This window comes from Comamonas suwonensis (genome assembly GCF_012844455.2).
Taxonomy (GTDB): Bacteria; Pseudomonadota; Gammaproteobacteria; order Burkholderiales; family Burkholderiaceae_C; genus Comamonas; species Comamonas suwonensis.
Window position 1 is genome coordinate 1 of sequence record NZ_JABBCQ020000035.1, and the last position, 10,899, is coordinate 10,899.

Annotated in this window: 9 protein-coding genes and 3 pseudogenes; 8 read left to right on the forward strand and 4 right to left on the reverse strand. The window is 51.0% G+C overall.

Annotated features, from left to right (window positions below):
* Positions 1–207: 207 nt before the first annotated feature.
* Positions 208–1,569, reverse strand: a complete 1,362-nt coding sequence (locus HF327_RS21360; protein ID WP_198462367.1) for a HipA domain-containing protein — start codon at positions 1,567–1,569, stop codon at positions 208–210.
* 112 nt (positions 1,570–1,681) lie between these two features.
* Between HF327_RS21360 and HF327_RS21365 the strand changes: the two are divergent.
* Both HF327_RS21365 and HF327_RS21370 read left to right on the forward strand, forming a co-directional pair.
* A pseudogene (locus tag HF327_RS21365) lies at positions 1,682–1,873 on the forward strand (IS3 family transposase); the annotation flags it as partial.
* Between the two features lie 148 nt (positions 1,874–2,021).
* Positions 2,022–2,285 (forward strand): annotated as a pseudogene (locus tag HF327_RS21370) (IS21 family transposase); the annotation flags it as partial.
* A 111-nt stretch (positions 2,286–2,396) separates the two neighbouring features.
* Here the strand turns inward: HF327_RS21370 and HF327_RS21375 are convergent.
* Complete coding sequence (locus tag HF327_RS21375) at positions 2,397–3,293, reverse strand: nucleotidyltransferase family protein (RefSeq protein WP_198462376.1); 897 nt, start codon at positions 3,291–3,293, stop codon at positions 2,397–2,399.
* A 269-nt stretch (positions 3,294–3,562) separates the two neighbouring features.
* Here HF327_RS21375 and HF327_RS21380 point away from each other — a divergent pair, with 269 nt between their 5' ends.
* Positions 3,563–3,844, forward strand: coding sequence for a hypothetical protein (locus HF327_RS21380; RefSeq protein ID WP_198462368.1), 282 nt, complete (start codon positions 3,563–3,565; stop codon positions 3,842–3,844).
* A gap of 154 nt (positions 3,845–3,998) precedes the next feature.
* Positions 3,999–4,195: pseudogene (locus HF327_RS21385) on the forward strand (integrase core domain-containing protein); the annotation flags it as partial.
* Positions 4,196–4,345: 150 nt separating this feature from the next.
* On the opposite strand, the gene HF327_RS21390 reads toward HF327_RS21385, so the two are convergent.
* On the reverse strand, positions 4,346–5,101 hold the full coding sequence (locus HF327_RS21390; protein WP_198462370.1) for a hypothetical protein: 756 nt from the start codon (positions 5,099–5,101) through the stop codon (positions 4,346–4,348).
* Between the two features lie 151 nt (positions 5,102–5,252).
* On the opposite strand from HF327_RS21390, the gene HF327_RS21395 reads away from it, so the two are divergent.
* The 4 genes from HF327_RS21395 (at position 5,253) to HF327_RS21410 (ending at position 10,328) form a co-directional block, all read left to right on the forward strand.
* The gene (locus HF327_RS21395) at positions 5,253–5,648 is read left to right on the forward strand and encodes a helix-turn-helix domain-containing protein (RefSeq protein WP_268904724.1); all 396 of its coding nucleotides are present in this window, start codon (positions 5,253–5,255) and stop codon (positions 5,646–5,648) included.
* A 237-nt stretch (positions 5,649–5,885) separates the two neighbouring features.
* On the forward strand, positions 5,886–6,794 hold the full coding sequence (locus tag HF327_RS21400) for a PDDEXK family nuclease (RefSeq protein WP_198462372.1): 909 nt from the start codon (positions 5,886–5,888) through the stop codon (positions 6,792–6,794).
* Positions 6,785–9,049 (forward strand): DDE-type integrase/transposase/recombinase, encoded by a 2,265-nt coding sequence (locus tag HF327_RS21405; protein ID WP_198462373.1) that lies wholly within the window; start codon positions 6,785–6,787, stop codon positions 9,047–9,049. The genes HF327_RS21400 and HF327_RS21405 overlap by 10 nt, the downstream gene beginning before the upstream one ends.
* Complete coding sequence (locus HF327_RS21410) at positions 9,024–10,328, forward strand: AAA family ATPase (RefSeq protein WP_236024342.1); 1,305 nt, start codon at positions 9,024–9,026, stop codon at positions 10,326–10,328. The genes HF327_RS21405 and HF327_RS21410 overlap by 26 nt, the downstream gene beginning before the upstream one ends.
* Before the next feature lie 8 nt (positions 10,329–10,336).
* Here the strand turns inward: HF327_RS21410 and HF327_RS21415 are convergent.
* Positions 10,337–10,899: hypothetical protein (locus HF327_RS21415; RefSeq protein ID WP_198462374.1), on the reverse strand; the 563-nt coding region annotated here is incomplete at its 5' end.

Below are 10,899 nucleotides of genomic sequence, written 5' to 3' on the forward strand. Positions count from 1 at the left end.
GTTGACATGCGGTCTTAGCGCAATACAACTGACGAGGTGACTGAGGCCGAGGCTCAAATGCCTCACCGCACGCACTACACCACCGCTTATCCATAGGAAACCTCCATTCGAAACAGTCGGATGAAATGGATACGGCTCGTGGCTCTTGTGGATTCAACTGATCAATGTGAATCGACCAGCATTTTTAGCCAGCAAATGCTGGTCAATTCACTTCGCAGGTAAGAGCGGGGCTGCGAATTCGCAGGCAACTTGGCGATTGCGCTGGGCCAACTCCCGTATTGAATCAGGTATTGGGGCATCCAGCTCCTGATTCGCCACTGCGCTCCAAAACTCATCGGCCGCACGCGCAGCTAGAGCCCACACTGCGGGAGCGGCGCCGATGGTGCAGACTTTGGGCTCAATGGGCACAAGTTCCGGGTCGATACCACCTCCGATAGAGGCGTAGCGCATTGGGAGAATGTCGTAGGCAGGGGCAATGCCTTGGTACTCGCCGTCATCACCGATCAACATGGAAATGTTCTCGAAGTGGCGATCAGTGTTTCCAATGAGTTCACTGAATGCAGCCATGACATTCACATGCTCAGCATCCTGCTTTGACAGGTAGCCTGCAGCGACACAGCGCGCAGCGAACTCCGGCCAAGTATCGCGCATACCGAAGAACTCATCATCTACTGCGCCAGCCGAGAGCATACCCACGCGCCCTTTCTCACCTATGCGATCAAAGCGCCCAACCTCAAGGAAAACGAACTCTTCGGAAACTAAAATTTCCGTCTTGGCTGTTGGTACCCCGATATTAGCGAGGGATCTCAGTGCAAGATGCTCTAGTGGAAGTAGCTCAGCCATACGGCTACCGATTCGCGCGAACTTGACGATGACATGGCCCGTGTCCTGGCCGAACCAGAGGAATTTTGGCTGCTCACCCCCAGCGCTCGACCCATAGGAGGTGTGCTTGAGCTGCCGCGCCATGCCTGTGTAGTAGTCGATCTTTTCTTTTTTCTCATCCCCAGGGGACTTCAGGAGATCCAGTTCGCGCTGCAATGGGATGTCACCAAAGACGAGATTTCCTGGAAGGTTCAACCCCTGAGTAAAGAGGTATGCCACTCGATGGTCGTCATTCCAGTCCTTGAGGCTAGGCGGGAATGCATGCTCACGGGAGACTGCGTGTGCGCGCTGGCGGCCCAGGAATCCTGAAGGCGCAGCGAAAGTCATATAGGGAGGCAGGCCCTCATAGAAGTACGCAGTGTCGGTACGCTCCAACGTGCCACCGCCCTCAAGGAACTCCATGTCAGCAAACTGCACGATATTGCCAGACGACAAGATGCGAAAAATTCGCTGGCGCGCATTCATTCCGAAGGGAAGAGTGCGGAGCAGGCCGTAGTAGGGCGTGCGCCTGCCTTTCACGCGAAACATAGTGACCTTTGAAGATAGATCACGAATAGTTCGGGAAAGAGTTGGTTGGCTTACATCTAATTCATCTAGCAGTTGTTGGCTAGTACGTGGCCCATACTTAAGTGCGCGCTCAATTCTTCTATGAAGCTCATTTGGCTCTAGTCTGAGAGATGCGTTCATAACGCTCCTACTGTGAATAGTTCAGTGAATTCTATATAAACATCTAAAAACCAGGGTGCGGACGAAAACTTGGACTACCAGGAGGTATTTCATGTATTCCTACTGAGATCGGATTCGAGCCGTTGAGCTCTATATCAAGCTGGGCAAACGCGTCAGACCCACCATGCTTCAGCTGGGTTATCCAACCAAGAATTCATTGAAGGGCTGGTACAACGAATACCAGCAGAAGCTCGACTTGCCAGCGGGCTATGCGGGCCGGGAGCCCAAGTTCTCGCAGGAGCAAAAAGCGGCAGCCATAGAGCACTGTTGATTTCCACCCAGAAGTGACCCACTAGCCCCCGGTTTTTTCATCTCAGTCTGATCCACGCATTAAACCTAGCCTGCTGCTTTCTTGTGCAGTAGGAGACCAGGAGTGATTGACGTGGCTACTTTGAGTGTCATCAGACGCTGTGCGTAAGCAGCGGCGCACGATCAAGCAGATGTTTCTGGACTTGCAGGCGCTGGGCTATGCCGGCTCCTACAACCGGGTCGCTGCCTTTGCCAGAGTTTGGAAGGCTCAGTGTCATGCGGCTGAGCAGACATCAGGGCGAGGCGTTTTTGTGCCCCTGGTCTTCGGTACTGGCGAAGCCTTCCAGTTCGATTGGAGTGAAGACTGGGCTGTGATTGCAGGTGTGCGCACCAAGCTACAAGTGGCTCACTTTAAGCTCAGCCACAACTGTGTACGCTGCTCTTGTGAAAACTCGGTAATCAGGAAATCCATCTTGCTTGCTAACTCTGTGTTGCTGTTCTTGCCAAGACCAGCTGCAGCTGGCGCTGTGGCGATGGATTTACTTAGGCTGGAATCTATTTGTGGACAGCAGATCACTCAGCACGCCGTTGTCGATGGTATCAATGCCAAGCAGCGTGTTGAAGGCCTGCAGGCTCTGCGGCTCAACCGTTTTCATCAGGCCCATTTTCCCTGTTTTGCTGATCACCACTTGCTCAAACGCGGGGGTATGGATCAACTCTTCGCACAGTGCATCTAGGAACTCTCTGGCTGTCTGCTGCAGATAGGCCATAAGGGTATCGTGGGCGCTCCGAAGCGCCTTCGCCTTATCTTCTTCATGCCTAGATTCCTTTGACGACTTGATGATCAGAACGCTGCTGTGATTACTGGTGACAGCATGGTACGTAACGGCTTTGGAGCGCTTGAGCTTGAGGATGGTCTGCGCCTCCAGCTTGTGCATCACAAAGACGAGGAAATAAGCGATTTCATCACCCTCTTTGAGTGCCTTAGGAGCCTCATACCCCGTGGACTGCCAATAGGCGTAGAGCGCGGGTGTGCCCAGCCAGCGGCTGTCATCGCTGATGCCCAGCCCTTCCAAGAGGTTGATCGCTTCGATGACTTGCGAAGACGCAGTGCCGGCGCGGACTGCTTTATTCATGCGCTCATAGATGGCAATGCGTTCGCTCAGTGCCTTTTCACGCTGCTGCAGCTTTGCGCGCTCGGCCTCAAATTGCTCATAGATGCGCTCTGTTTCAGCAGACCTCAAACCCAAATGCACAACCTTCTGACTGTCGTGATAGCTTCGCTGAGCCAGGTAGACATAGTGACCAGATGGCTTCCAGTACATCGACCCGCCCAGCCTTTGCAAGTTGCGCCTGACCGCCACCAGTTCGCGGAATGCTCGGGTGGCGTCAATGACTTGCTTTGTGGTCGTGTTGGAAAGGTATTGTCCTTCCATGTTTGTATTCCAAAACAGGGGTTTAAAAAAACTTGTACAACTCGAATAAATTCAAAGACTTGATTAATTTTTGAGCACTGCTTTTTTGTAGGCTAGCTCTGATTTTGAGTCGCCAGCGGCGCGAAATGTCCAAAATTTCTGGGTTTACTGAATATTTGTACAACCCCTTAATTTTCAATAATTTATCGAATTTTCTGTTTCTAAAGGCTTTTTGACCCTCACGAGGCTCTTTCAGCCCTGCGCTTCCACCTGCCAAGCTCTTCTACAACGTGCGTCTCGAACACCTGGGAGACCTACTCAAAGAGTGGAATGGAGCAGCACCGCAAGCTTTCACAGCTGCCGGCGCAGATGCGTTCAAGTCTTATGCCCAAGGTTTCTTCTTCGATCTAGCGGCCAACCTCAATGAGCCACTGATGAGCATGGGCCCCATGCTCCGTGGTGGACGCAATTCCTGTATTGCGTTTCTGCGTTACGCCCAAGCTTTAAGGGTCAATCACGTCGCCATGAACCTCAAGGCAAGCCGCAGGCCCGCACGCGAAGTTCTGGCATAACTGGCTGAGCACGTGCTGCCGCTGTTCCACAGCCTAATTAGTTAAGCGTCCGCTCTGGGCTCAAGCACCACCTCAACAGCTACGAAAGCGGCCATTCGGACTGTGCCAATCACCAATGACAGCGTTGAGGTGTAGAGCGCACCAGCGAAGGAGCTTCAGGGATCAGTGTCTCAACGAGCACTGGTTTGCCTGCTTGCAGCATGCCAAGGTTGTTTCGAGAGCTGGCGACGGGAATACAACGAGGAAAGGCCCAAGAAGTCGCTGGGCGGTTTGCCGCCGGCGATCTACGCAGCGACTTTGAAGCGGAAAGACGTTAAATTGACCCCGGACTCTAAAGCCAAGTGCTACTGAAAACGGGGTGACGTCGGGGGCAACATCACAGTTTGAGTGAATGTGAATCGAGCAGGTATCAATCTTTGCGGCTTTTATAGCTACTTATATTGAATCGACCAGTGCTTTTGAGGCAGTTGCAAACCACCAAGAGAGCCGGAACGGTAGGATTCACTTTATCGAAAACGCTTGATCAATCAGTGATTCCCCTTTTTCCCAATCGCATTTGTCAAAAGCTATTTCCGCAGCCTTCAAGAGCTTCACTCTTTTTGAGAATTCCTCTAAGTCTCTCCTTTTTGGAGGAGAGCGTATCAGACCGCCCACCGGATAGACCTGTTTATCAAATTTTTCCTTGACGATTTTCCGCAACTCTCGCAAGCACTCTCTAACGGGTAAGGACTCCTTCAGTATTAGTCTATCCAGCAGCCACAACATACCTATTCCAGCTCTTCTAAAAATTGACACCTGCCCTGCCAGTTCAGCTCTTCGCATCGCGCAAGCCATAGCACCTAAAGCAGCTGGAGAGGGGTTCACCGCAAGAAGCAAAGGCACTTGCATAGTCAACTCTGACAGCATCAACGCGGCTGATTCATCCAATTCATCGCCTGACAACAAATGCTCTGCCAACCCATCGTGTGGCAGCTGCTTAGCGCACTCATAGATCTCTGATGGATAAAACTCCGTTTCTTCCATCAGGAACCAAACTGGCGAGTAGAACCATCTTGATGTAGCTGGATACAGGCGCTCCACTTCCTCTGCCCAGACAGCTTTGGGCCTTACTGCTCTCTTCTTGAATGGTTTCGATGCCCCTTCACAGTAGCTTCGCCATACCCCAGTTGCCTCTTTGAACTCAGCGCCTAACAAGCTGTTCAGGTGTTTCTCCAACCGTGTCGGAGAAAACTCATTAGCGGCAACAGCAACACACATCGCCCACGTTCTCGTTCTTAAACGATCAAGATCACTTGTTTGCCTATTTGTCAAAGTGCTATTTCCCCTCTTATGCAACTTTGCTCTTTTTTCAAACTTGCTGGATGCTTAGTCAATGAGCGCATCCAAACCTCCCTCATCCGTCGGAGAGATGCTGTATTGCATACGGCAGGAGCTCGGCATGTCTCAAGCAGCTGCCGCGAATTTAATTGAAATATCAATCGGCTATCTAAGTGAAATTGAGAACGGCAAAAGGCCCACGCCATCACAAAAAACAATCCTAAAAATAGCGACAGGCTTGGCTCTCTCAGGCAAGAAAAAAACAGATTTTCTATCGCTCGCCACTGCAGAACGAATTACGGCGCATCTAGGCAAAACACTGCCGCCAGAAACGATCGACTTGATGATTTACCTCCAAGTCTGGGCACCCCATATTGATAGCCAAACGCTAAACGAAATTAGACAGCGCCTCTACGAAGCGACTTCCAAACTTCATGACAGCCACACTGTGAATTACGGCACGCACCAAACTTCATACCAGCTGTAGTGCGACACCCCAGAAAACAAGGAGACAACTCATTAACTATTAGTCACCTGCAAACACTCCAAAAAAAAGCGACGTTGGCTTGCACACCAACGTCGCCTTTCGCTGGGGGTTGGCCCAGACTTTCCGAACAAACAAAGTCTAAGTCTCTGACCTAAAAAGCGTCAATCCCCATTTCACTTTTTATCGAACGTTTGAGGACGAGCGAGGGGCTCGTTCGTTCTCAAAGTGGGGATTTCTATGAGAACTCAAAAACGCTTTACGCCATCGCTAATAGAGCGCTTTCAACGCGATGGACGAGGCACTGGCACCTATGCTGATTACATACCCTGGCACCGTGTTTCACGCTCTGATCCATCTAGCCATGGCCGCTCCCACCTCATCATCTGGCGGGAGCGCCAGCGCGAGCTGCTATCGGATGTCGAATGGAACTGCGTCAACTTTGCGGCGATGTTGCCTAACGTGCTCGATTTAGTCGAACAGTTTCCACTTCAGCAAGAAGATGCACCGCTAGAAATTTCGAGATGGGACATTAGAAAAAACTCCAAACACCACCCGGGGACACTTGCGGTCGCAAAGTCGTTAGGTATCCGGCACCCACGACTTCAAGGGACGGATGAAGATGTTCTTTGGACATCCAGCACCGACCTTCTGCTAGTACTAGAAACAGCCTTGGGTCACAAGGAGTTGTTAGCGGTATCAGTCAAGGCTGAGTCCATTCAAAAGCTCAGTAAACGTGCACGAGAGCTTTTGCTTCTAGAAAAAATTTATTGGCAGATGCGAGGCGTTACGTGGCTGCTAATCACACCATCAGAGTTTGACCCAGCCATTAAACGTACGCTTATGCGCACCGCAGCTTGGGGACTTGCACCTCTAGTTGATAAACACAATCTGGAGATAGCTCGCAAGGTAGCGATGGCCATGCCGCTTCATGCCTACTCCGATATCGTGAACCATCTAACGCTGCTGTTTGGAGGCCAAGAATTTCAATTACTTGCGCAAGAAGCGTTATGGCAAGCCATCTGGTTTGGACTGCTGCCCATCGATCTACGCCGTGGATGGCGACCATCGCAACCTTTTAAGTACATCTCTCCAAGTGAATTTTTGGCACAAAACCCTCTTGCTGCACGGAGGTCTGCATGCCTCTAAGTCACAACCAGCCATTCCGCGTACTAAACGACGCTTACGGACTGGTTAAAGGGTTCTATCGAATGGTGCTCGCTGAACGTGCAAGTGACACCGTGATCTGCATCCTCTTTCGTCCAGAAGATCCAACACACAGGCGGCCTGGTGGCCGCCCTATCGGCATTGCCACAAAACGTCCGAAGCAGACGCCTAAAAAACCTTTAGTCGGCTCACTCAGCAAGATCAGCTACCAGCTCTTCCAAGAGCTGCTCGACAACAGAGAAATCGTTCCACACAGCTTAGAACTGCACTCATCGTATTACACAGACTTGAAGCAGAAGAAAGATCAGGCACTCTTTAATAAACGCTGCCTGACCATGCAGTCATTTCTTGACTTTGAGCAATTACGAGAGAGCCTTTTGGTTCAGGGGAATATTGGTGAACTGGTGCGAAAAACGATGGAGAAGCACCAAGTCAGCAACTCCCATGTACGCCAACTCTGGTCCATCTTGTGCACATACGGCTTCACTGAACGCAGCCTTCGAATACGCAGTGACCTCTGCGGTGCTCCTGGAAAAAAACGTCTGCTCTCACCTAACGCTTCGCGCCAAAAGTCTGGCCGCAAAACATCCCAGCAAAGATTGAACAAAGCACTATATGGCGTTTATGGACAGTCGATGCAACCTGGCATGAATGATGATTGGGAGAGCATCATCGTTGCCGCAGACAAAAGAATACCGGTGCCAAAACCTTCAATGCCGGAGCGCTACAAACAGATCATTAGCAGTGATTTCGCAACCGCCAGTACTTTTGACGCTGATGGAAAAATCATTACGGTTGATCTAAAAAAAGGAGACTACCCCAATTACCAACAGGTCAAACGCGTCCTGACTACTCGCACTACTTATATCCAGAAAGTTCTAGAAAAAACTAGCAAAGGACATTTCAAACGCTCTCTGAGAGGTATGAGCAGTAAGAGCTGGGAAGGTGTTTCAGGGCCTGGACTTTTGTATGCGATCGACTCAACCATTGGCGATATCTATCTGCGCTCCTCGCTCAATCCTGCTTGGATTGTGGGACGCCCGATTGTCTACATCGTCGTCGATGTCTGGTCTACCGCCATCGTTGGCTTTTATGTGTGTTTGACAGGTCCAAGTTGGAGCACCGCACAAGTTAGTCTCTTCAACACAGCAGCACCAGCGCAGCTTCTGGGCCATCTGTGGGACTATGAGATGCAGCCTTCGCTGTTCCCAGCACCCACATTGCCCTATGCACTGCAGTGTGATCGTGGTGAGTATCTCTCCAAGCGTGCCAAAGCCACTGGCATGCAGCTCAGCATGAACCTAAGTTATGCACCGCCCTTTCGACCAGATCTTAAGGGTGTCGTCGAAGTCATGCATCGTATTTTAAAAAATACGCAGTACAACTTTCTACCCGGAGCCATGGATGCGCGCCGCGCAGAGTACGACTTACGCCGGTCCAACCCCGCAGAAGCGACCATGACTGTGCGCCACTATATGCAGTACCTGTATGAGTGTTTCTTCCGCTACAACTTAACTGCAAATCGCTCACACCGCCTGGACGCTCAGATGGTGTCCGACAATGTTTACCCCAGTCCCGCAGGTCTATGGCGTTGGGGACATGCAATGGGCATTGGTTATCGCAAAGTCCAAGCACATGCAGAACTCACCAGCACACTCCTGCCCGTCTCTGACAAGGGTCGAGTATCTCGTTCAGGAATCAGCTTTTGCGGCAATGACTACCGCTCGGAGATCACCGACGCAGAGCAGTGGTCCACCATTGCACGAACATCAGGTCACGGTTGGCAGATTCCAGTTCAATACTACCCGGGCTCTGTTTCAAAAATTTGGACGCCCAACGTCACTGGTAATGGGCTGATCGACTTAGACATCTCAGACCTTGCGCGCACTTCAGCTGCAGTGACGCATGACGAAATGGTCGACGCATTTGCCTACCAAAGACTGCGAGCAGCGGACATTGAGCATGAGAATTTGGTCACTAGCGTGCTGGCATTGAAACGCATGCAAGCCATCAAGGCCGAATCGATAGAGCAGACACGCATCGCACTGGATCGTGCGCATGGCCGTCAACCCAGTATCACAGAAGCACGCGCAATGGAGGTGGCTCTACAAAATACGCAGTCTGTTGCTGAGATCTGTGGAACACGAAAAATTCGCTCTGAAGCTGATACCTATCACCTCGAAATGATGGAAGCGTTATTCGGAGAGATGAATGAAGGGCATCCCCATGAAAAGTGACGCTTCTCCATCGGACTTCACACATGACATATACGGAAACAATGTTCTGATTCAAGGTCTCGGTCCTATACGGTCACGCACAGAGCTGAGCCGCCTCTTGCTAGATCTACCGGTCAAACCTCCTGCCAATATTGTTTCAGTACCTCGTCATGTGCGTCTGCACATGCTGATGAGCCTTCGGGATTTACACTTACCTAGCCTAGAAGAACTGCGGCTTCACGAATCAATCGATTTGATGATTCGACAAAATTACCGTTATATGGAGCCCTCATTAGCTAGAACCTGGAGTCTCATCAGCGGGGAACCAGTTCAACAGTCGAAGCGTCCCGGAGCTCCTGCGTTTGGTGCGGCTGTGGAAGGTATATCGGGGTCTGGCAAAAGCGAAGCTATCGTGCGTTGTTTGGGCTCATATCCGCAGCAGGTCATTCAACACAAGTCATTCTTCAAGATGACCAATGGCTTGCAGCAAGTAGCATGGCTCTCGATTGATGTCCCGCCCAGTGGCAGAGCGACTGATCTGGCCGCAGCCTTGATGACCGCGTGGAAAAAGGCCACAGGTAGTGCGCGCTTTGATCGAACTCTGGCTACCAACTGGCGCAATGGCCCACAAATGCTGGAGGAATGGCGGCAAGTTGCTTCCAGCCATTTCCTTGGGCTTTTACATTTGGATGAGATTCAGAACTTCTTCAAGCTTTCCACTTTGGATCGCCGACGCAAGCGAAAAGCCAGTGAAGAGCCACCAGAGCTAAGCATTGTGGAAGACCAATGCCTCAAATGGATTCTGACACTCATGAATACATGGCAAATTCCACTGCTGGTCTCCGGCACACCAGACGGCATCAGTGCGCTCACCAAGCGTTTGAGTAATGCACAGCGCATAGTTACTTCGGGCTACCACGCTTTTCCTCATTTCACTTCGCCCTCTGATCCTGTGTACCGCCGTATTTTTTTACAAAGACTCAGTGACTATCAGTACGTTACGAAACCTCTTGCCATCACCGATGAGTTGGCCCAATTGATTTGGGAAAAAACAGCAGGCGTTCAGCGCCTCATCATTGCCTTATGGATTGCGGCGCATCGCGTGGCATTCGAAAAGAAGACGGACGAGCTGTTGCTCGAAGATTTTCGAATTGCAGCTGATACCTATTTATCCTTGGTGCAGCCCGCAGTTGTGGCTCTTTGCAGCAACGACCCCCAACGACTAAGAAGGTATGAGGATTTAGTGCCCCGCGACAATACATTCTGGACACGATTTTGGGGGGATGTGTCCAGCTTCTAACCCGGCACTTATACCTCCTGCATTTGCGCAGGAGGTGATTCCCCCTGGAGGGTTGCATGCAACCGTCGCAGGTTGTTTGAAAGCTCTTTGCGCGAGCAACGGACATCTTCTTTGTCCATCTTAATCAGTGCTTTGACCATAATCGGACCGCAGCACCGAAGCAGGCCATCGAACTGTCTACTGTCCATTCCCGACAGCATGAGGCTTTCTTGGTAACTACATTTACTCAAATAAAAAGCCTGCAAACTTGCTTTAGGGAAAACAGCTTGGCCAGGATCTGCTGCAAGGTCGGGCAACCCTAGCTCCAACAACCTCTTTTGAATACAGCGCTTTGGGATCTCCCACATCTGGACGATGTTGGAGACATCACCCTGTGCTCTGATATACGCCTCAACCAAAGCATCGTCAGCCGGTAGTGCATACCGCACTTGTCGCAGCAAAACCTCTGGAACTAGAGCGCCACTCTGAGCAGCTTGTAATGTATTAATGGCCTCATCAGCCGTTTCAAACAGTGTCGCAAGCACCAGAAGATATGCAACCGTCGAAGAAGACGACTTACGCATGTAAAGTG

Excerpts from the sequence above, each read along its gene's own strand:
- HF327_RS21360 (WP_198462367.1), bottom strand. The coding sequence starts at position 1,569 with ATGAACGCATCTCTCAGACTAGAGCCAAATGAGCTTCATAGAAGAATT.
- HF327_RS21375 (WP_198462376.1), bottom strand. The coding sequence starts at position 3,293 with ATGGAAGGACAATACCTTTCCAACACGACCACAAAGCAAGTCATTGAC.
- HF327_RS21390 (WP_198462370.1), bottom strand. The coding sequence starts at position 5,101 with ATGTGTGTTGCTGTTGCCGCTAATGAGTTTTCTCCGACACGGTTGGAG.
- HF327_RS21395 (WP_268904724.1), top strand. The coding sequence starts at position 5,253 with ATGCTGTATTGCATACGGCAGGAGCTCGGCATGTCTCAAGCAGCTGCC.
- HF327_RS21400 (WP_198462372.1), top strand. The coding sequence starts at position 5,886 with ATGAGAACTCAAAAACGCTTTACGCCATCGCTAATAGAGCGCTTTCAA.
- HF327_RS21405 (WP_198462373.1), top strand. The coding sequence starts at position 6,785 with ATGCCTCTAAGTCACAACCAGCCATTCCGCGTACTAAACGACGCTTAC.
- HF327_RS21410 (WP_236024342.1), top strand. The coding sequence starts at position 9,024 with ATGAAGGGCATCCCCATGAAAAGTGACGCTTCTCCATCGGACTTCACA.